Below are 20,814 nucleotides of genomic sequence, written 5' to 3' on the forward strand. Positions count from 1 at the left end.
GAATTGCCAGACGTTCGAGCGTTGAAAATTTCGATTGCGCTAGAATCTCTGCAAAGTCGAACACCTGCTTACGTTAAGCAAGCAGCTCCACCAGCGAACTCACCACCCTGAACCGCACTTCCTCAAAGTTCTTGAAGTGCCGCTTACCGCATTCGATCTTCAAGTCCTCGATGGGGCGTAACAGGTCGAGCTGAACATGATCACCGCTGCCAGTTTTTTTGGTTTCGGCCACGAAGTAGAGCGTTTTATCGTTGCGGTAGGCCAGCGCCCAATCGGGGTTGTACGCGCCGACTGGCGTTTCGATCTGGAACCAGCGCGGCAGCTTGATGTAAAACAGCACGTCGTCGTTGTCTTCGCAGGCTTGGGCGAAAAGGCGCTCAGGCGCTGAGTTCGAGTCGATGACGATATGCGAGAACAGGGTTTTCTCGGGATTCTGAAAACCCTCTTTATTCGCTGGAAACACGTTGGATGCGAATACTTCCATCAGGTCGTCGTTCTCGAAGCGCCGCATTTCGTAGCATGCCTCGCCCTGCTTGATGTATTTGACGCCGCTGCCTTCCGAACCGTCGCCATACACCAGAAACTCGCGCTTCGCGGCATTGACCAGTTCCGCCGCATGGTCGATGAATGCCTGCGGGTTGTTGACCGCCTCGCCCAACCTGCCGCATTCCATCAGGATGCGCGCCACAGTGGACTTGGCCAGCCCGGTTTTGGCCTGCACCTGGGCGACAAAATCCGGCATCACGTATTTGGCTTCGACGGTCTGCGTGCGATAACCGGTCTGCTTGCCCGCCACGCCGTCTGCGCCGATGCTGATTTCGGCACGCGTCAGCGCCACTTTGGGGCGTTCGATGAGCGGCATTTTGCTCTGGATACGTTGAGCCGCCCTGACAATCAACTCGCTGGTTTTATAGTCCACCCGGTAGCGCGTGCGGGCGCGAATTTTCTCCCACAGCGCCAGAAACCGCTGGTCGGTGGCGTAGCCTTTGCGTAGGCGTACCGTCACCTTGTCGCGCTCGTTTTTCACCATGTCGCGTTTGAACCGCACACCCGCTTCGACCATCTCGGTCTGCAATTGGTTGGCAAAATCTTCGTAGCTTTCGTTGGCAATCACGGTCAGGCGATTGATCGCCGGGTCGCGCACCCGCTCGCCATCCTTATTCACGCACAGGCGCAGGCCACGGCCTATTTCCTGGCGCTTTTTGATCTCTGAACTCGACTCGGCCAGCGTGCAAATTTGGAACACGTTCGGGTTGTCCCACCCCTCGCGCAGCGCCGAATGGCTGAAGATGAACGCCAGCGGCTCGGCCAAATCCAGCAGCCTTTCCTTGTCGCGCATAATCAGCTCGAAGGCGCTCGCCTCGGCTTCGGCATTGGTTTTGCCGGTTAAGGTCTCGAACGGCGAAACCGTGCGTTTGTCCTGCGAAAAATAGCCGTTGTGAACGCGGGCGGCATCGTGCAGCAGCAGCCCGGCAAACTCTGGCAGCGCTTGGTGCTGCGCGTAAATCTCCTCAAACCATTCGGCAAATTTACCGTGTGGCGTGGTGCCATCCTCGGCATACACCCGGTAGTTCGCCACCCGGTCGATGAAAAACACCGACAGCACCTTGATTCCCATTGGGTGCAATCGCTGCGCTTTCTCGAAGTGGCGGCGCACCGTCGCCTCGATCTGCAAGCGCAAAATCGTATCGGTCAGCGCGCCGTGCGGCTGACCCTGGCGCACCTTCACGTCGTTGGCAAAGGTGATGAAACCCTCGCCTGCGTCGATCTCGTTGACGATGAAGCCGTCGCGATAAATCTCGCGCTGGTTCGACAGCGCATACAAGTCATCGCCATTCTTCACCGTTAGACTTTTCTTCGCCGGGCCGTTTGTCTGATTGACCCACACCGACAGCTTCGCCGACACGCTACGCTTGCCGCATTTGAAGCCTTCGACTTCGACAAACGCCTGATTCGCATCTTTCAGTTCGATTACCGAATCCACGCCAATCTGCTTTACCAACCCCAGCTCGTAGGCGCGCACCGGGTCGAGCGAATAAATCAGGTTGTAGGCGCGGCGATGCGTCGCTGAATAGCGCAGCGTACACATCGGGTTGAGCCGCGTAATCGCCAACTTTCGATTATCGGTTTCCAGATTCTGCGGCTCGTCCAGAATCACAATCGGGTGCGCCGCCTGAATGAATTCGATAGGCTTTAGCCCCGTCTCGCGCACCTGGTTGATGACATTGCCACGGTTCTTTTTCTTGGGCTTGCCCGACGTGGCAGCGGTGTTCGCCTCGGTCGTGTCCTTGGCAAACGCGTCGATATTGATGACCAGAATCTGAATCGCGTCCGACAGCGCAAAGTTGCGCAATTGATTCACCCGACCCGAGTCGTACACCGTGAATTCCACGCGCTCGTAGTCGTACAGAGTCTGAAAATGCTCGCGGGTGATTTTCAGGCTGGAAAGCACGCCCTCGCGAATCGCCACCGACGGCACCACGATGACAAATTTCTTGAAGCCGTAAGTCTTGGACAGCTCATACACCGTGCGCAAGTAAACGTAAGTCTTGCCCGTGCCGGTTTCCATCTCCACCGTAAAATTGGGGAACGCGCCCACCGGAGTGTCATCTTCCAGCGTTAGGGTTTCCAGTGCAGCGGAAGCGTCGATGCCATGCGTTTTTTGTACCGCATTCAGGTTCAACAGCCACTGCGCATCGGTCAGCACGCGTTGGTTTGCCACACCAGTCTCGGATAGCGCCAGGCTCGACAGCCCTTCGTCCGCCATCGCCACCCCGCGTTGCGAAGCGTCCGGCTGGCCCGCGAACAAGCTCACCACCGCACGGATGGCTTCAAGCTGATAGTCCTGATTCGCGTCGAATTGCAGCTTCACCCTCAAGCCTCCGGCACGGCTATGTAGGGGTGTCCGCCACTCATACACCGTATCCATGAGCTGAGAAGTAAGTCTTTGTGCTCCCCGATCCAAATTTGCATCACTGAATCGAGAGCTGGCCGTCGGCCTTCCATTCTCTCAAATGGATCAATTCGATATTTGGCGATAGTATTTTGACTCTTTCCTTCAACTACATGTACATGGGGTACGCCATGCTCTAGAGGTGCTGAATACATAAGGATTAAATATCCCTCCACATCTCCAACGCGACTGGATTGAGAGATTTTTTTCCCCCAATCAGTCAAGGATTGACCCCAGTGTGTGACGTGCTCGATACAGGAAAGATGTTCGATCTCACAGTCGGATTCTGTCAGCGCGCCTTGTTCATCCGCGGACATCTCTTTTGCTGTTACTAAATGGGCAAGCCAATCGGAATTGGCAATTGGAAAGCTGCACGCCCATGTTTCTTGAAGATGTGCGAAGGTCAATCCGATGGCTGACCTATCGCCTAGGTACACTTCGCGAAGAAGCTCGCCCGGTTGATTAATTAAACGCATCTTCGTTTGCAAACGCCGGTATTCCTCGGTGCCGACCCATTCTTTGATCCACACCTTCATCGGTTTCCCTGCGACCGTATCGTCCAACCATCCGGGCGAAAAGCATAGCCGGTATCCGGGCTGATATTTCATTACCTCTTTGAGCCCTTCTACCCATAACTTTGCCGCATCGAACCATGGCTGCAATGCCGTAGACGCAACATCCGGGGCAGGGAGAGAATGTTCATTGAGATAGATCGCAAAATCAACCATACCCCGGCCTCAATCCAGAAGCGCATCAAGGCTTTTTTCCCACTGATCGAAAAACCCCTCCGGCCAGTTGGTTAATTGCCCGTCGGGCAATATGGAAGGCAATTCCACATAACAGTCCCCGCTGGGCACATCCCGTGTGAAGTAGCACAGCCTCACATCGTCGGCCTTCAGTGAGCCTTTTTTGACGGCAAGGCGGATACCATTCAACACATGGTCGCTATGGGTCTCTACCAAAATCTGTACGCCATCGGCGGCGCAAAGGCCCAGCAACTCGCCCATCTTCGCCTGACCCTGGGGGTGCAGATGGGCCTCGGGATTCTCGATTAGCAGCAAGGCACCGGCTGGTGCGGCCAGACAGGCCACCAGAATGGGCAGACTGTAGGTGAGGCCAAACCCAACATGGGTTGGCCGGTAAAAACGTGGTTCCAGACCACGGGCTTGTCCGACATACTGAAATTGAAGGATCACCTCGTCCGTGCCTTTGAGCAGCTCTGCCCGCAAGCGAGCACCGGGGCTGATCTGCTGCAACCATCCGGCGACTTGATCCAGCAATTGGGGCGTCGGCGCGATCTTGGCCCACATGGCGTCATCCAATGCAGCGCACTCTTTCGTGCAACGGCGTTTTTCCGAAACAGGCTGATCTCTGTTGCTGGCAAGAAAATCTGCCGTGAACTCCCCGTGACTACCTAACAAGCCGTCTTGCCGCGCTTGTTGATCTGCCTGGGGATAGAGGGTGCGAGGGACGATGCGGTCCGCTTGTAGATATTGAAAATGGGGGTTTACCGCAAATCCATGAGGGGTAGAAGGCGACTCGATGAACTCCAGTTGGTTGGCTTCAGGCAGTACTTTGCACACCCAGCGATACTCCGTGTCACCCTCCAGGACTGACACCGTGATGGTCTCGTCTTTGGCGCCCTCACTCAAAACGTCCATGCCCTGACCGAGGGCAACGAGGGGGCCACCGAGCTGCATGCCATGACCTTGCCCGACCTGATATGACTGGCGTATGGCCGCGAGGCTCTGCAAAACCGTGCTTTTGCCCGAGCCATTCAGGCCAGCCAGCATCGTTAGTGCCGCCAAAGGCAGGTCCAGATCCCGAGCGGCCTTGAAATTGTTCAAGTGAATACGATCAAGCATGGAGCACCTCGTCAAAAATCGCGTTTATCACCTCAAGCCGTTTGTTGGATGCAAATCCTTTGCCGGTGGCGTAAAGCAGGGCACTAGTAAAGGCATAATCGCTAGAAAACTTCTGGCCGAATTTTTCTATAACTTGCCCCGAACGTTCTGCCAGGGCTTCGATTTCCGCGTCAGTGCGATGCCCCAAGGCGACCGCCTCGGTTTCAAACAGGCCGCGATTGATCGGTCGCCGCGACTCATTGGGTTTAGAGTATTTGCGGAAGGCCATCCGACCGAAGACACGGGGCGCGCTCTTCATCGCACGATCAAATGCCACCTCTATCGCTTGCCATGCTTGTTCGCTCGAACCCACCGTGCGTTTTTCAACGAACTCATTTAAGAAATCGTCCAGATTCTCATCCGGTTGCCGCTTCACCTCACGAGGCATGGAGTAAAGAGCAGCAAAGCGAAGAACTAATTCGTGGTCCTCCAATCGTTCCCCTTTAATTTTTCTTTCTGTGGCTGAAAGGAAATTTCTACTTGCCGCCATCTGTCGAATGTACTCGCGCCACTTGCCGGGATAGATGGCATTGCGGATTTCCTGAGCTTTGAGGGGCAGACCGCCTTGGTTGATGCGAGAAAAGATATTGAATTTGACATTGGCAGGAGTCCCGTGACGAATGACATGCAAGGTCAATTCAGTTTCCATAATGCGCCGTTGCAGCGGTCGAGGCAGGTCTTCGTAAACCTTGCCATCCAACTCCGTCTTAAGGGATTGTAGGCCTGTAAGCCGGAGGGGATTGAGTTTGGTCTTTAATACCTTGTTCAAGCTACTGACCTTCACGAAGTGGGCAATAGCGCACAAGCGTTGCAGCCCATCTACCACTTGGTAATGTCCGTCTTTATCTTCGGATACATAGAGGGATGGGATGGGAATACGTAACAGCATGGACTCGATCAGGCCGCTTTTTCGTGCATCACTCCATAGATTCGCTCGGCGCTGAAAATCTGGGGAAAGATCCATTTCTCCATAGCCAAGACGGGCCATGAGTAAATCCACTGTTCGCTGGTGGGTGATGACGTCAATCAGCTTCGGGTCGAAGGGGGCGCGAATTTCCCCGGCATCATCCGCAGGTTCTGCCTCCAAGCCACTGCCAGTGCTATCGGAAGTCAGTTCCTCCAGCGGCGCTGCCTCATCATTATTGGAAACTTCAATTTTTTCATCATTGTTTGGCGTCATTGTCCGCTCCTAAATGCAAGTAAACCGGATGCCAGCGTCGCGGCACTGCAAGTCCAGATTGCTTTTGAGCATGTCCGAATCCTGGAACACCCCGTCGATGACGATGATCTCGCGTGGCTTCATCGCCACCAGCGGGTCGATCATCGCCTCAGCAAAAGACTCCAGCACAAACAGCATTTTGCGTTCGTGGATGGCGAACACCTTGCCGTCCTCCACCTCCAGCGTTTCGACCGGCGTCGTCAGTTCCTGGCCGAACTTCAGGAGCAGCTCGTAGAACATGTCCTCGACCTGTGCGTCTTCTTTTTCGCCCTTGGCGAAGAGCTGGATTTGCTCGGCGAGTTGCTCAGGCGTGTCGATGAAGTCGCCGCGCCATTGCTTGAAGTTGGAAGGAGTGAGGCGGAAGGATTTGAAGCCCAAGCCTAGCTGGGGCGGCGTAGCAAGGTCGGCCTTGCTCGCGATGTGCTGAATTGCTTTACTGATTCGGGCGCGTGCTATGTCTGCTATGGTCGAAAAACCTGCTTTTTGAATAGTCTCGTCTTCTACTGGCTCTGGTAGCTGAATTGCAACAAACCGACGCTGGCCTCCATCTCTGGAATTCTGTTCAAGCACAGCGTGGGATGTAGTTGCCGAGCCCGCAAAAAAATCCATGGCGATACAGCTCTCATCATTGGAATCAGTCGCCATTTCAACAAACTGTCGGATGACCTCGTCGTCCTTCGGGTAGTCAAAGAAGGAGCCCCCCAAGAATTTCTCCAAGCGTTCAGACGCCGAACGAGCCGGCTGATAGAAAACGCTTTGTGGTGTCAGGGTGTCGGTTTCATGGAGATACCGACGCACCATGATGCTAATCGATGAAATGAAACTGATGCGCTGTTGCTCGACGAGCTTACTGAATTCGACTTGGTCAAATGCCCAGCCGCGATTCGCGCGTAGCGGAATCTCCGCGCCAGTCTTAGGATTTATTAGCTTGAACTTGCGTCCACCTGGGGCAGTTGGATCGTCTTCTTTATATACGCCGTTCTTGTCGATGTATCGGAAACGACGATTGGCAAACGAGGGCGTCGCTTTATTGGCGCGATACCACGCTGCAAGGTCGTTTGATGCTGCGTCAAAGTCGTCGCCATGTTGCAGCTTCAGGCGCTCGACCTCGCGCAAGATCGGAGCGACCCCATCTTTGGCAAGTGCCCATACTTTGGGCACCGATGAACGGAAACGGGCAAACACCAAGACATACTCATGGTTCACGCCGATTTGATCGGCTGTGTTCTTCGATGCGCCTTCCCAGACCATCTGGGCAATGAAGTTTTCTTCCCCGAATACCTCATTCATCACCCCCCGAAGGTTATGCACCTCGTTGTCGTCGCACGAGACGAAAATCACCCCGTCCTCGCGCAACAGGTTGCGTGCGATGTACAGCCTCGGCAACATCATCGAAAGCCAGTTGCTGTGATAGTGGCCGTTCTCTTTGCTGTTCTTGCGAAAGAAACCCTCGCGCATCAGCGTGCCGTCGTCATCGAGTTCGTTGAGACGGCGCAGGTAGTCCTCCTTGCTTTCCTGAAAGCGGTCGGGGTAGATGAAGCTGTCCGAGCCGGTGTTGTACGGCGGGTCGATGTAAATCAGCTTGACCTTGCCGAAGTAGGCTTTCTGCAAGACCTTGAGTACTTCGAGATTTTCGCCTTCGATGAAGACGTGTTGCGCGTCGTCGAAATTGACCGACTTGTCGCGCTCGGGCCGCAGCGTGGCGGTGCTGGGGGTTTGCAGCACTTTGTAGGCGTTGGCTTTGCCCGCCCAGGTGAGCGCGTAGCGTTCGCCGCTTTCGATGACGGCGGCTTCGCCCAACGCGCGTTTGAGCGCGGCCACGTCGAGTTTCCCCTCGGTGAAGGCGTCGGGAATCAGCGCGGCCAGTTGCGCGCGCCGTTCGTCGGCAGGGTTAGCGGAGGTGGCCAGGTTGGTATCGTTCTGTGGGTCGCTCATGTTCTGTCCTGTGCCTTGTCGGCGATCTGCGCCGCTATCCAGCGGTCTAATTCAGTACGGCGAAAACGCCACGTGCCGCCCAGCTTGAAGCCGGGAAGCTGGCCTTGCTGCACCAGCCGGTAGACGGTTTTCTTGCCCGCCTTCAGATACGCGGCAACTTCATCGAGCGTGAGAATTTCGCCATCGGCTTCGGTCATGGTCTGGCAGCTTGGTTAGTCAGTTGTGGCGGAGTGTTCCTAAGTCTGGTCAATTTTGCCATACGTGGGCGCATTAAGCCCAAACCGGGTTGCACGAACCCACCCCATGCAAGATTTTCGCGTCCGCGAAAATCAGACCGTGCTGTGGGGCGCTGTTTGTACCCTGTTTGTGCCAAATAACGGCGCGAAGCCTATTGGCAGTTGAAACCGCCATGCGCCGGGGCGAAGTGAATGACGCCGACGAAACGGTTCGAGCCTACCTGCTTCAGTTGGCCGCTCTTGGACGCAAGCCGGTCGTGGCCGAGTACGACGCGGCCAAGGCGTGGATCGAGGGCCGTGGCGCGCGGATGTCCGAGCAGGGGAAGATCGAGCAGGCACGGGACGCCGGTGCGGAATGGTCGAGGCGATGTGGCTATTCACGGAGAATTCATCATGAAATTTGAGATGCGAACCGCTCCTCAATCAACATGCAGTTATTCAGGCCATGCCTTTTGCCGGGATACGGAGTGATGCCCGCTTGAGCGGGCATCAGGGTTACCGCCCCGGCTCCTACCGGCAAACCCGAAGCGGTGCTTCGGGCAAGGGCTACATGACCTTCTAGGGGCCGTACAGACAGCGCAACCGAAGGTTAGGCTTCCATGTGGGTGAGGTGTTTGGGGTGGCTCTTGAGCTGGACGCGTAGCGTCGAGCGTGCGGTAGTGGGGTTAAGCCCAGCGGCGTAGGGGGTGTTTCGTGGCACGGACGTGGTTGCTCCCGGTGGCTTTTTACCGGGAGCGTTCCGGCTGCAAAACGACTCACGCCCCTGCTTGAGCGTAGTCAAGTGTTGGCCTGCAAGAGGGCCAGCGGCCAGTCGCAACGCGACCAAGGCGAATAGCCCCGGCCGTTCAGCCACCCAGGACGGCCGCGCGGATCGCGGCGACGTGCTCATCTCCGGTCAGCTCGCCGGCGATGTAACGGCGGCTGATCGCCTCTACCTCGTGCGACAGCGTAAACCCCTCAAGCTCGATGCTTGCCCGCGCGGAGTCGATAGCTTTCTGGCGCGCAGCTCGCTCCCGATCATCGATAGCGGGATGGTCTGATTTCAGGATAGCGTTCACCGCGCCTGCGCGACGTGACTGCAACTCGTCCACAAGCTCTGACACCCCTCCGATCGCGCGAGCCAAATCCGAGCGGGCTTCCGCCGTCGCTTTCCTAAGCTCTGTAGTGAGTTTTGCCAGTCTCTCTGTCCTCATTCCGGCGTTCCTCCGTTCCCGTAACCGATATTGTAGAAATAAAATTACGCGCCGTGTAATATCAAGCACTGAAAGCTAAACACGTAGCGTCGAGCGTGCAGGCGTGGGGGTCAAGCCCAGCGGCGTAGGGGGTGTTTCGTGGCGCTGACGCGGTTGTTCCCGGTGGCTCTTTACCGGGTGCGTTCCGGTGCATATTCCAGTGAATTCAAATTTCCCATTCGCGGCCTCCTGGATGTCAAGCCATTTTCCTTGACATGCGCTATAAGCGGAAGAAGCTAGATGCCTCCGAAAGAGGAGCGGTTGCTACCCGCAAAACATGGCTAAGGAGTGTTGAATGCCCGTTCGACACTCCTTTTTTATGGCGATTTTTCCGCCAATATCAGTGCCCATGCCAATAATTTTCAGCTTCGATGACCAAGCGGTCAGTATCTACATTGGGTGCTCCGTCCAACTCGAACATGACAGCATCCAGTGATGCAAATTTGCAAGGCCTACCGTTATTGGTCAGCGTCACGCGCTGCCCGCCGCAATCGAGTGAAAGCGCCATCCCCCGGCCTCGGGCCGGCGTGACGACAGGTCGGGCAATGACAGGCTCTGGCAAGAGGTCGCAGAAATCATAGAGATCACGACGTTCAAGGTTCATAATTGCGGCATACATGAAAGTATCCTTTGCTGGTGGTTTCGTGGGTAGAACGGCAAGGACTGGACCCCTTGCCGTTCACTTTATACGAGGCGACAAAGTCGCTTCGCATATTCTGGGGGATGCCATACGGCGGGGGTTTGCGCAGCAATCCCCCAAGAGCCTACGCGACTTAATTTCCCTCACGGCCATTTCTGCGCCGCTTGTTTAACGCGCAATAGCTTTGCCGACAACCCGGTAAATCAAAATGCGGTTCTTCTGAACGCCCACATGCCGACCAAACCAAGCACGCCTATGACAGCCAGGGAGATCACTACAAAGACCAAGCGTACCCATAGCGTTACCAGGAACATGCCGGTACGACCGAGGCCGTGGGCGCAAGCAACAATCGCCGGTCGATGAACTCCACCGCACTACCCTCTAACCGGTGGCCATTGCCGCGCCGTGTGCAACACGCGAAGGACGCGCACCAAGTCGCCGACCACGTCATAGACTAAGACGTAATGCCGATGCGCCACCAGCTCGCGAGTGCCAACGATGCGGCCAAGTCGGCCAAGGTCGGGAAGATCGACCAAGCGCGAAGCCTTCTCCGAAAACAGCTCATCGATGGCCAGAGCGGCGGCCGGGTTGTCGGCCTCGATGTAGTCATAGATTTCGTCACGATCTTGGATCGCCTCTAGCGTCCAAAACAGTTTCATCATTCGGAGGCTTCAAGCCGGCGACGTGTTGCCGCCCGCTTGGCCGCAAACTTGGCTTCGACCTCAACCGCCGGGATCAGGTTGCCGGCATTCGCCGAATCCAGGCCGATTTGCACCTGGCGACGGAACCAAGCGTCATGCTCGGCCGTTTCCTGTTGCTGCCGCACGAAATCGCGCATGAAGTCGCGTAGGAGCTGCGCGGCGTTGCGGTCGCGGCTTTTGGCTGCGTTGGAGAACTCGGATTTCAAGGATTCATCGACCCGGAAAGTAAAGGTTGCCTCGCTCATGGTGCTGCCCTCATGTGTTACACAGTAAGTACATGGTAGCACATTGCCCGGCGCGCTGAAATTGGGGGCGTCTCAGAATTCGGAAAATCATCGTACGTTGTGCGCACTCCCCAGGGGATTTTCGCGGACGCGAAAACGTCGTCGATAGACGGAATCAAAGCCGTGTAGGCATCAGCTCGCCCAAGGTCACAACCGTCAAGGGCGTAGAAGACGCCGGCACCTTCAAAGCGCCAGTCATGGCAAAGGCCAGGGGCTTCATGGCGTGGACGTACTTATCAAAGGGCAAATGTGGGGATCCCGGCCCGAAGGTGGCCAGCATGTGATGGACACCAATGGTTTCTCCAACCCGGCCCGGCATCGTCGCGCAAAGGCCGGGATTTGCAGCCACGACATGGGCGCGGCACATGGCCGGCCGCACCGGGTAGATGCTGCAGCGATGATCGACCAGAAACGGGCACATGACGCGGTTATCAATCATGTACTGCGCCAACGCCTGCACATCGCCCAAAGCCAACGGATTGGCGCGGCTCACGGGCCGCAAGATGCTTTTGAGGTGCTTCCACCACTCCACCAACTGCCGGCGCACCTTGGCGCGTGTGGCGGCGTGCATGGTGCCCTCTATGTAGCTGCCGATAAGTTCCTCCTCCCAAGTGTGAACAGACACCATCTGATAACAACAGGCATCACAGCCGGCGCTACAAACGGATGGCACGGTAGCCATGCGGGCGTCTAGGTCGGCCTGCGCGGCGGTGGCGCAAGGGGTCACGAAGCGGCGCAGCTCCTTGATGCTGGCGAAGGTCATAAGCCGTCCTCCCCTGTGACTATCGCCCGAATCGCCGCCCCGTGCTCGTCGCCGTCAATCTCGCCCGCGATATAGCGGCGGTTGATTTCCTCGACCATGCCCGACAAGCGGTAGCCCTCAAGCGCCACGTTTGCCCGCGCGGTGTCGATTTGCTTTTGCCGGCGCTCTCGCTCCTTAGCATCGACTGGCGGGCGGTCTTTTTTCGCGGGCGCGAAAATATCGGCATTGATGGAATCCACGGCCGCCGAAAACTTGCGCTTGCTGGCCGCGCATGGGTCGGACTGGTGGTCGGTGTCGTCTTGCATGGTTGCTATCTCCTATCGTTCATAGCCGCGCGGCTTAGGTGCGGGTGCGGGTGCGGGTGCGGGTGCGGGTGCGGGTTGCGGTGTGCGCTCCGGCGCCGGCGTCGCTGGTTGCTTGGGTGCCTTCGCCTTCTCGGCCTTCTCGCGCTCGCTGGTAATGAAGGCTTTGCCGCGGGCTTGTAGCTCGCCGAGCTCGGCGCGGCGGCGCTGCAATTCGTCGTTCATGGCCTTGCTGTCGAACTCGACACGCAAGCCGGTTTTTAGCGCGGCCTCGATGACTTGCCGCTTGAATTTCTCGCTGCCCTCGATCTTCAAGCCCGGCCCGAATTTCTGGACGGCCAGGCGCAAGCCTGCCTCCACGGCTTGGCTGTTATTGACGGTGGCCACGGTCACGCGCTGGCCCGAGTCGATCACCAGCGCCCGGCGCTTGGCCTGGTCGGCGTAGTAGGTGACATTCCCGGCCCGGTCGATGGAATAGACCAAGTTGCGCGCCAGTTGCGCGACCTGATCGCTCTCGCGCTTGCGGCTGGTGCTGCCCTCGATGGTGTTGGCCTCGGCGACGGGTGCCGGTGTCGTATTAGCATCGCGTTGGCGGCGCAGCTCAGCCAAGGCGGCCTCATCTCCGTGGTTCGCACGGTCGGCCAGGAAGACGTGGTAACGCGCCTGGTAGGTGCGCATTCCGTATTTCTCCTTGAGATGCTGGTGTTCCTCTTTGATGGCTTCCCGCAAGGCCATGTCCTTGGTGACGCGCTCCATACGGGCGATGGACAAGGTGGCTTTGCGCTCTGTCCCGCTCTTGCTGCGGTCGGCCTGCAAGGCGCGGCGCTCGGCCTGGTAGTCGTCGCGGATCGTGGCGCGGCGCTCACGCTCGCTCTGGCGTTGCGCGACCCATTCGATGGCCTTCTGCTTGGCCTGCGCGGGCTGCGCCTCGCGGAAGGCATGCCAAAGCTCCCGGCGCGGTGCTGGCCGAGCCTCGGCCAGCTCGCGGCCTTGCTGCGCGGCATACACCTGGCGCAAAATCGGCGCGGCCTCGGTGAATGAAAGGCGCACTTCTTGGGTGAGGAAGTCAGACACATTGAGATTGCGGGGGCCGGCCTTGATGCGGTCGCCGCCGTCCTTACCCTTCGTGACTTCGTACTTTTCAGGGATGACGCCGTGTGTCTTCGAGAGGTGCGCCAGTAGGCGGCTGGCGTCAAGCTCACGCTTGATCTGCGCGAACTCGGAAAGGTGCGCAGCCTTGGCCTCGGTCTTGCGCTCGCGCGCCTCGGCCAGTAGCTGGCCGGTCACGCTGTCGGCGTCTCGCCGGTCGCGCGGCTGCGGCACTGCCCGGCTTACTTGTTGATCTGCGCTTTGATCACGGCCAAGTCGTCGGCCAAGGGCTGCAACAGCGCGGCTAGCTCGTCGATCAGCGAGGTTTCGGCGGGCTTGTTCAGTGTCTCCAACAGCTCGGCCAGTTGATTGGATATTGCGGCCTGCTGCTCTGAGATTGTTAGCAATATGGGCAACAATTCGGCGGCTGTCGGTTCCTCGGTCGGCTGCATTTTCGCGTCCGCGAAAATCTCGGCGCTGCTCGTCGGTTCGGTCATGGTCGGTTTCCTTGCGGTGCTTGGTGTAAAAGGTCGCGGCCCGCTCATCCAGCATCGCGCGCTTGGCATCTCGATCGGCGCTGCGATAGCTCGCGTACAACTTGCGGTTGCCGCTGTTCATGTATTTCAGTTCGGCCGCCCGCACCTCGCGCCACTCCTGCAGGCGCTCAGCAATATCGGACGGACTCGGGCGGGGCGCTTTGGCTTCTTCGTACTTTGCCCGGATTTCAACGGCCAGCTTTTGCCGCTTTTCAGCGGCAGGCATCTCGATGAATTCACGGCTGAAAACATACTCTTTCAGATTCACGCCCTTGTTCGCGCCCTCTGGCATCACGTTGAGATATTCGCCAGCCTTGCCTGCGTTGCGGGTCTTGGTGTCGCCATGCTTGGCAACGATGGCCCGGAACTGGTCGTAGTCGGTAACACCCTTGTCCAGCACGCCGGACAAGATGCGCGCTTTCAGGTCATGGCTTGCGCCCTCGAAATAATCGCCCTTGTAGCGGGAAATAATCGCGCTCTCGTCGGTGAATTCAATGCGCCGGTTATCTTTTGGGCTGGCAAGTCCAAACTTCGCATTGATATGTTCCTGGAACGCTTCAAGAAACTTGGTTTGCTGGTCAACCTTGCCAAACGGGTTTAGATTCTTTCCGCTTAAAAGGTTGTATTCAGGAATGACAATATGAATATGCGGCTTGCGCTCGATCAGCTCTCCGGTTTTCTGATTGGTATAGCTCTTTAATTTTGGCAAGTGCGCTTCAGCATAGAAGTTATATTCATCGCCTTCATAGGCCGTCATGACGAACTTCTTAAAGTCGTCAGTGATTGCATGCAATTTGTCCCAGCCGATTTCGTCCTCTTTGAAAGCCAGCGTGATATGCAAATAACGCTCGCCCTCTTTTTCCATGCCTTTGATAATCGTATCGGTCAACTCTAAATCGCCGTCAAGGATTACCCGCTCATCCAGCTCGTCACGGGTAAATTCCCGGCCAGCCTTTTGACCATTCGCTAAGTATTCGGCTATGCCTTCGCTGCCACCCGTGATCCTAACCAGCATCTTTGATTGCAGCTTTCATGTAATGCGCCAGGCCATGAAGATCGGCCAAGATACGGGAATAGGTGTCTTCTGAGACAACCCCAGCCAAGTGATCGGCGTTGGCCCGGTAGGCTAGCTGGTTAATGTTGTTGCTAGCCTTGTTGAACAGGTACAGCAGGCGGCCCCACTCCGGGCTAGCCTTCGGGCGGGCGACGATCTGCGTCCGGTTGGTCAAGACCGCTTCGCGGAAAAACTTGGATGGCGTCAGGCCAGACGCCTTGACCTTCGCCTGATAGGCGGCATGGTCAGCGTCGGTCAGTCGGAAGCTAACCGGCCTGGTTAGCTTCTGCGCGTCGTCCTTGGTCTTACTGATCATGCACCGGCTCCGTAGGTGGCGCGGCTTGTAGCCGCTGTCTGGCGCGTCAGCGCCGGGTTTCAAAGGGACACCCTTTGGCACGGGATATTTTGCAGCCCGCGTAGCGGGATGTAAACATATCCGACGTGCCTAGACGATATCAACAAATCGATTTCCAATGTTGTTTATAGTTTTTTTTAGTTGCTTATTGTTGTTTATGACGCGCATATGGTTAATTGTTTGTTGTGTATGGTTGTTTATTGTTGTTGCTCGCGGGGGCGGTAGTTAAGATGTGCATGGTTCACCACAGGGGCCATGAAATGGACATAGAAGAGTTTGAAAAGCAGCAACAGCCACGAGCGAAACGCTCGCGGCTCATACCCTTCCAGGCGCAGATTTTTGAGTTAAAGACCAAGGGCTATGCCAACTGGCAGGTATGCGAATGGCTCGCGGCCAACGGTTTGAAAGTCTCGCAGGAAGGATTAAGGAAGTTCATCAAAAGCCGCGAAGGTCACCCCTCTCCGGCCTCGATGCCAAACGCCAACAAAGCCCCGGCAGATGCTGCGCAACAAAATGAAGAAACCGACCAAACCGAGGGCTTGAAAGGACTGGACAAGAAACAGCGCCGCGAAAAAATCGCCGATCAGTACATCAAACCCGAATTCACCAATCCGCTTTTAAAACGTCTGAAAAAGGAGTGAAGAAAATGAAAGTCGCCGTTATCAACTTCTCCGGCAACGTAGGTAAATCAACGGTTGCCCGCCATTTGTTGCTCCCAAGGATGAACAACGCAACGGTTATTCCAGTTGAGTCGATCAACTCCGATGGAACGCAGGATGAAGCCATCAAGGGTAAGCAATTCGGCGAGCTGCAAGAAGCACTCATGCTGGTCGATGATGCCGTGGTCGATGTGGGCGCGTCGAACGTCGAGGACTTCGTAAATCTCATGAAGCAATACAAAGGCAGTCATGAGGACTTCGATTATTTCGTGATTCCGACAGTTCCGAAAAACAAGCAAATGCGCGACACGATCAGCACGATTGATGCCTTGGCAGATATAGGCGTCCCGGCGAAGAAAATCCGTCTGGTCTTCAACATGGTTGAAATTGACGATGTACCGGAACGTGTCTTTGCTGGCCTGTTTGAATACCACGGCGTAGCCAAGACTTTCACCCTGCGCCCGGAAGCCGTTATTCATGTCAATGACATTTACGGAAAGATCAAAGGCGCTGAACAAGGCATTAGAGACATTCTCAACGATCCGACCGACTACAAGGCAAAGATCAAGACGGCGAAGGACTCCGACGAGAAATTGCACTGCGCCCAAATGGTCGGCATCAAGCGCCTGGCGGCGGGTGTCACGGACGAGCTGGATGCAGTTTTTAAAACGCTTATCAAGTAAGCGAAGGGGAAAGCATGGCGGCAGAGCCTACGGCGCGTGATGCGTTGATCGCGGAAATGCTCGGTGATATTGGCCGGTTGCATGATTCCGTCGAATCGCTAAAAAACGTTCTCCCTGGTCAAACGGAAGAAGTCGAGGCCAAGATTACCGGCCTTATCGGTCTTCTCTCGAAAGCCGGTGACGCCTACCGGGGACAGCTCGAAACATACACCAACGGCCAGGCCGACAAGGTACGGGCGCAAATGGAAAAGGACGCGCAAGCGGCCAAGGCCCGGTTTGATCGGGATTCAAGCGATGCCATCCAGGCGACACTGACTGAGGTCGAGCGCACCGTAAGAAACACGGTGCAAAACGAGATCGCAGCGCCAGTGCAAAGAGCTCTGCGCGCACAGCAACAAAGCATCTGGCAAACCCTCGGCCTATGCGTGATGTGTGGATTTATAGGCGGCATGGCGGTAGTGGCAGGCAATGTGTGGCTTTACGACAAGGACGAAGCAGCCTTTTCGGCATTAGGCAAATCCGTAGCGGCGGCTTGGGACAAATTGGACGGCAAAGCCAAAGCAACGATTAATGCCGAAAGAAGGTCATAAACCAATGACAAGCGAAACAACTTGACAATATAAATAAATTATGCTGTTCGCTTGCCGATATGCTCAAATTGATGTAACTAGAATCCAAATCGGGTAGCAATTGCGAAAGGAAACATGATGAAAAAACCGACTTTGATGCATATCGCGCAAGCGGCAACGGCCATTGCTTTTATGGTGCTAATTGCCGGCCAGTGGGCACTGGTTACCGGCCCGCTAGAAAGCCTGGCGGAATATGGCCAGACTCTTGCAGAAAACGGCAACATGACCGAATTTTTCGGGTTCTTCGTAATGAAGGTTCTGATTGATTCGGCGCTTGTGTTGGTCTTTGGCGGTATCGGTATCTGCGTCATTGCCTCTTACCTCGCCTTCGAGCGGATGCAACAGCGCCAATCGGAAGGGCAAGCCATAACCACGATTGAACACGGAGAGCAGATTCCATGAAAAAACCCATTTTTATGGTTTGCCTTTTTGCCTTGGCGTTCAACTTGACGGGCTGCAACGAAGAAAGCGAATTGGACAAGGCCGTCAAGGAAGGCAAGGAAATGAACCGTAAAACCTCCGGCGTAGATCGTGAGGTTCCCCGAGTAATTTTGACGCCCAACAAACCCCAACAGAAGAACGACACCGGGGAGAAATGATGGCCAACACTTACACCTTCCAAGACGCATTCCAGTATGTCGATGCGGCTGTATCAAACTATGTCACGTCCGGCGCGGCCAATGCAGCGGGAGCCCTTACAGGCTTTGCGACCACACTAGCGATAGTTTACGTAACGCTTTGGGGTTGGTCGATGATGCGCGGACTGATTCAAGAACCAGTCATGGACGCGCTATCGCGCATGCTTAAAATCGCCACCATTTTTGTATTGGCGACCAGCTCAGCTCTATACGCCGCCTACGTGTCCGATTTCCTTTATGACTGGCCAACGGCCTTGGCCGGTGTCATGCAGGGCGGAACCGCCCAAAATTCGGCGCAGCTACTCGACCAAATGCTAGAGAAGGGCAACACGCTTGGCAGTCAAGCGCTTGAGGATGGCGGTTGGACCAACATAAATAGCACAATTATTGGGCTCGTCATTTATACGGTCACATGGGTAATCACAGCAATTACAGGCTTCGTGATCATCATGGCGAAATACGCACTCGCAATTCTGCTGGCTATCGGCCCAGTTTTCATCTTGAGCATCATGTTTGAACCGACGCGCCAATGGTTCGATAAATGGCTAGGTGCAGTGGTCACGGCGGGCCTAACCATCGTCATGGTGGTGATGGCGGCGGCGCTCATGTTTGCTCTGCTAAATGCTACTTACGATGCCATCCAACTTGATACCAACGCCAATGCGGGCATTAGCGCCATGAGCACCATTGGCCCCTTGGTGGTGTACGGCATCATTAGTGTGTTCACCATCCTCGGCATGCCGACACTAGCCGGAAGCATTGGGGGCGCTTTCGCGCTAGCCAATGCCTCAGCCCTTGGCTGGTCATACAACAAGATCAGGGATACAACCCCGGCAGCACTCCGCATGGGCAAGCGCGCAGGGCAGGCCGGTTATCGCGGGTTGCGTGGTGCTGCCGGTCAGTTCGGCAAAGGGTCGGGAGGGGGTAGCGTGCAGCGCGCAGGCGCCCCAATGGCCGTCTATCGAAAAATCACCTCAAGTTCAACCCGCCGAGCAAGGGCCTCCTGATTTCAAACTCTCAACTTTACTTTCAAGGGTAGCTACCATGAAAAAAATTCTTCGTACCCTCGCCTTGGCAACAGGGCTGTTCTGCGGCGGCCAGGCGTTCGCCGGCATCCCTGTTATTGACGCCTCCAACCTGGCGCAACAAATTCAGCAAGTCGCCTCCTGGGTGCAGCAGTACCAGCAAATGACGCAGCAACTCCAGCAGCTGCAACAGCAAATTGATAGCGTCACTGGTTCGCGCGGCTTCTCGGCGGTGCTCAACAGCGCGACATACCAACAGGCGCGGCGCATGTTGCCGCAAGACGCCCAAACGCTACTCAACCTCGCTAACGGCGGCTCCTATGGCAACCTCGCCAACTCGATCAACGGCATCAAGCAAGCAACATCCACGCTGTCGGCTTCCGACTTCGGTAGTCAGCTCGCCTCAGATCAATGGTTCGCTGACCTGAGCCGCGCGGCGAGCAACAAGGCATTAAGCCAGGAGGCCTATAACTCTGCGCAACAGCGGCTTTCCAATCTTGAGGATCTGATGGCGCAAATCAGCGCTACCCAAGACCCCAAGGCCATAGCTGAACTTCAAGGACGTATCCAGGTTGAGCAAGGCCTGATACAGAACGAACAGGCCAAAATTCAGGCAATGGCCATGCTTGTCAGTGCCGAACGGCAAATCAGCGAAATGCAGGCGCGTGATAATCACATCCGCGCTGCAGGAACAAATCGCACCGTGCCGCGCGTCCAAATCACGCCTTAAGCAATCAACTTTTTACCGTGTGAGAGTGCAGTGACCTATCAAAGCTGAAAGCCCCCGTTATTTTCGCGTGCGCGAAAATCTCAAAGGCCGATAACAACATCCTCGGAAGCCAGGGCCATCAAGATCGAATCATAGAGCCTGGCAAGCGCAAATGCGGCGAAACTCAAACCCCCGAAGGCCCACACAATGGGCCGGTGCGCTGATGCAGCGTCGATGAATACAACGCCAGCAAGGAAGGCCAGCAGTGCTGGGGCGAAAACGAGGTTACACAACCCAACGATAGGCTGGCGCAGCCAGTACAAGATAAGGAACAGAGGCAGGCGTAGCAAGCGCCACAGCCAGCCCAACACGCCAAGCAGTGTAAGTGCGCGTCGGTCCTATCGAGGCCTTGAAGCTGAGGCGTCGAACTCGGCAAGTTGCGGCATTTCTGGCCGCCTAGAAAATCTGATTACGTTGCGCATGAGCCATTCCTTTCGCTGTTGCACTACCCCCCATTAAGACCCCTACCCCCGCACCTGGCACAAGCCAGATCCTGCCTTTGACTTTTTCGCGGACGCGAAACGCTCTTCAATCAACCTGCTGTTATTCAGGCCATGCCTTTGCCGGGATACGGAGTGCCGCCCGCTTTGGCGGGCGTCAGGGCTAGCGCCCCGCCTCCTACCGGCAAACCCGAAGCAGTGCTTCGGGCAGGGGCTACATGGCCTTCTAGGGGCCCTACAGACAAACCAGCCGAAGGATGGGCTTCCATGGGGGTGAGGTGTTGGGTGTGGCTCTTGAGCTGGACGCGTAGCGTCGAGCGTGCAGGTGCGGGGTCAAGCCTAGCGGCTTAGGGGGGTGTGGCGTGGCGTTGACGTGGTTGTTCCCGGTGGCCTCTTACCGGGAGCGTTCCGGCGGCGCGTCGGCTCACGCCCCTGATTGAACGTAGTCAAACGGTGGCCTGCTTTGTAAGCAATCAACAAAGACTGCTAGGCTGCGTCTTTTTAGGCTGGGCTACAACATGTTTTCTTTTCAGCTCCTGGAAAACCATGCAGGTTTGCGCTTAGTTGGCCCTCACATGGCCTTTAAAGAGTTGCACGACGTAGTACATCATGTGAACGAGCACAGCCCCATAATCAGAGACAAGGAAGGGTTTTTTATGGCCCTTGCCTACGATGGGGTCTCCTCGTTTTCAGTGCAATAAGTGACGGTACGCAAAGCTAGCACTGGCGCGGGGGTGGTCTGGGTAGACCGTTGATTTCATTGACTTT

The 20,814-nt window shown here is 56.2% G+C and carries 23 protein-coding genes; 8 read left to right on the forward strand and 15 right to left on the reverse strand.

Going from position 1 to position 20,814, the window contains the following annotated elements; genetic code table 11:
• Positions 1–73: 73 nt before the first annotated feature.
• The 6 genes from B059_RS0116010 to mads1 are packed head-to-tail and all read right to left on the reverse strand — an operon-like array spanning position 74 to position 8,208.
• Positions 74–2,872, reverse strand: a complete 2,799-nt coding sequence (locus B059_RS0116010) for a restriction endonuclease (protein ID WP_018079264.1) — start codon at positions 2,870–2,872, stop codon at positions 74–76.
• Between the two features lie 2 nt (positions 2,873–2,874).
• Entirely contained in the window at positions 2,875–3,681 is an 807-nt protein-coding gene (locus B059_RS20505; protein WP_081601664.1) for a DUF4160 domain-containing protein, read from the reverse strand.
• Positions 3,682–3,690: 9 nt separating this feature from the next.
• The gene (locus B059_RS0116015) at positions 3,691–4,818 is read right to left on the reverse strand and encodes a DUF3696 domain-containing protein (protein ID WP_018079265.1); all 1,128 of its coding nucleotides are present in this window, start codon (positions 4,816–4,818) and stop codon (positions 3,691–3,693) included.
• Positions 4,811–6,037 (reverse strand): DUF262 domain-containing protein, encoded by a 1,227-nt coding sequence (locus B059_RS0116020; RefSeq protein WP_018079266.1) that lies wholly within the window; start codon positions 6,035–6,037, stop codon positions 4,811–4,813. Before B059_RS0116020 ends, B059_RS0116015 begins: the two co-directional genes overlap by 8 nt.
• 9 nt (positions 6,038–6,046) lie before the next feature.
• Positions 6,047–8,011, reverse strand: a complete 1,965-nt coding sequence (locus B059_RS0116025; RefSeq protein ID WP_018079267.1) for a site-specific DNA-methyltransferase — start codon at positions 8,009–8,011, stop codon at positions 6,047–6,049.
• Entirely contained in the window at positions 8,008–8,208 is a 201-nt protein-coding gene (gene mads1, locus B059_RS0116030) for a methylation-associated defense system helix-turn-helix domain-containing protein MAD1 (RefSeq protein ID WP_018079268.1), read from the reverse strand. The genes B059_RS0116025 and mads1 overlap by 4 nt, the downstream gene beginning before the upstream one ends.
• Positions 8,209–8,402: 194 nt before the next feature.
• Here mads1 and B059_RS0116035 point away from each other — a divergent pair, with 194 nt between their 5' ends.
• The gene (locus tag B059_RS0116035) at positions 8,403–8,651 is read left to right on the forward strand and encodes a hypothetical protein (RefSeq protein WP_157273765.1); all 249 of its coding nucleotides are present in this window, start codon (positions 8,403–8,405) and stop codon (positions 8,649–8,651) included.
• Between the two features lie 441 nt (positions 8,652–9,092).
• On the opposite strand, the gene B059_RS21135 is transcribed toward B059_RS0116035, so the two are convergent.
• The 8 genes from B059_RS21135 to B059_RS0116075 form a co-directional block, all read right to left on the reverse strand.
• The gene (locus B059_RS21135; protein ID WP_211206931.1) at positions 9,093–9,338 is read right to left on the reverse strand and encodes an antitoxin VbhA family protein; all 246 of its coding nucleotides are present in this window, start codon (positions 9,336–9,338) and stop codon (positions 9,093–9,095) included.
• A gap of 481 nt (positions 9,339–9,819) precedes the next feature.
• Complete coding sequence (locus B059_RS20925) at positions 9,820–10,098, reverse strand: hypothetical protein (RefSeq protein WP_157273766.1); 279 nt, start codon at positions 10,096–10,098, stop codon at positions 9,820–9,822.
• Positions 10,099–10,493: 395 nt separating this feature from the next.
• Entirely contained in the window at positions 10,494–10,781 is a 288-nt protein-coding gene (locus B059_RS0116050; protein ID WP_018079272.1) for a type II toxin-antitoxin system RelE/ParE family toxin, read from the reverse strand.
• A complete protein-coding gene (locus B059_RS0116055; protein ID WP_018079273.1) occupies positions 10,778–11,065 on the reverse strand; it encodes a CopG family ribbon-helix-helix protein in 288 nt (95 codons plus the stop codon). Before B059_RS0116055 ends, B059_RS0116050 begins: the two co-directional genes overlap by 4 nt.
• Before the next feature lie 154 nt (positions 11,066–11,219).
• Positions 11,220–11,867, reverse strand: a complete 648-nt coding sequence (locus B059_RS0116060) for a YkgJ family cysteine cluster protein (RefSeq protein WP_018079274.1) — start codon at positions 11,865–11,867, stop codon at positions 11,220–11,222.
• On the reverse strand, positions 11,864–12,172 hold the full coding sequence (locus tag B059_RS0116065) for an antitoxin VbhA family protein (RefSeq protein WP_018079275.1): 309 nt from the start codon (positions 12,170–12,172) through the stop codon (positions 11,864–11,866). The genes B059_RS0116060 and B059_RS0116065 overlap by 4 nt, the downstream gene beginning before the upstream one ends.
• Positions 12,173–12,184: 12 nt before the next feature.
• Positions 12,185–14,809 carry an LPD7 domain-containing protein gene (locus tag B059_RS20040; RefSeq protein ID WP_157273767.1) on the reverse strand — a complete coding sequence of 875 codons (2,625 nt, stop codon included), beginning with the start codon at positions 14,807–14,809 and terminating at the stop codon, positions 12,185–12,187.
• A complete protein-coding gene (locus B059_RS0116075; RefSeq protein WP_018079277.1) occupies positions 14,799–15,164 on the reverse strand; it encodes a plasmid mobilization protein in 366 nt (121 codons plus the stop codon). Before B059_RS0116075 ends, B059_RS20040 begins: the two co-directional genes overlap by 11 nt.
• Before the next feature lie 299 nt (positions 15,165–15,463).
• On the opposite strand from B059_RS0116075, the gene B059_RS0116080 reads away from it, so the two are divergent.
• The 7 genes from B059_RS0116080 to virB5 all read left to right on the forward strand — a co-directional run bounded on the left by B059_RS0116080 (position 15,464) and on the right by virB5 (position 19,567).
• On the forward strand, positions 15,464–15,844 hold the full coding sequence (locus tag B059_RS0116080) for a hypothetical protein (RefSeq protein ID WP_018079278.1): 381 nt from the start codon (positions 15,464–15,466) through the stop codon (positions 15,842–15,844).
• A gap of 5 nt (positions 15,845–15,849) precedes the next feature.
• On the forward strand, positions 15,850–16,545 hold the full coding sequence (stbB, locus tag B059_RS0116085; RefSeq protein ID WP_026177600.1) for a StbB family protein: 696 nt from the start codon (positions 15,850–15,852) through the stop codon (positions 16,543–16,545).
• Positions 16,546–16,559: 14 nt separating this feature from the next.
• Positions 16,560–17,135, forward strand: coding sequence for a hypothetical protein (locus tag B059_RS0116090; RefSeq protein ID WP_018079280.1), 576 nt, complete (start codon positions 16,560–16,562; stop codon positions 17,133–17,135).
• A gap of 114 nt (positions 17,136–17,249) precedes the next feature.
• Positions 17,250–17,576, forward strand: coding sequence for a hypothetical protein (locus tag B059_RS0116095; RefSeq protein ID WP_211206932.1), 327 nt, complete (start codon positions 17,250–17,252; stop codon positions 17,574–17,576).
• Positions 17,573–17,773 (forward strand): hypothetical protein, encoded by a 201-nt coding sequence (locus B059_RS0116100; protein ID WP_018079282.1) that lies wholly within the window; start codon positions 17,573–17,575, stop codon positions 17,771–17,773. Before B059_RS0116095 ends, B059_RS0116100 begins: the two co-directional genes overlap by 4 nt.
• Positions 17,770–18,819 (forward strand): TrbL/VirB6 family protein, encoded by a 1,050-nt coding sequence (locus tag B059_RS0116105; protein ID WP_018079283.1) that lies wholly within the window; start codon positions 17,770–17,772, stop codon positions 18,817–18,819. The genes B059_RS0116100 and B059_RS0116105 overlap by 4 nt, the downstream gene beginning before the upstream one ends.
• A gap of 37 nt (positions 18,820–18,856) precedes the next feature.
• Positions 18,857–19,567, forward strand: coding sequence for a P-type DNA transfer protein VirB5 (gene virB5, locus B059_RS0116110; RefSeq protein ID WP_026177601.1), 711 nt, complete (start codon positions 18,857–18,859; stop codon positions 19,565–19,567).
• 80 nt (positions 19,568–19,647) lie between these two features.
• Here virB5 and B059_RS0116115 read toward each other — a convergent pair whose 3' ends face one another.
• On the reverse strand, positions 19,648–19,896 hold the full coding sequence (locus tag B059_RS0116115; protein WP_018079285.1) for a hypothetical protein: 249 nt from the start codon (positions 19,894–19,896) through the stop codon (positions 19,648–19,650).
• Positions 19,897–20,814 lie beyond the last annotated feature (918 nt).

Origin of the sequence: Thiobacillus denitrificans DSM 12475, assembly GCF_000376425.1 — a bacterium.
Classification (GTDB): Bacteria; Pseudomonadota; Gammaproteobacteria; order Burkholderiales; family Thiobacillaceae; genus Thiobacillus; species Thiobacillus denitrificans.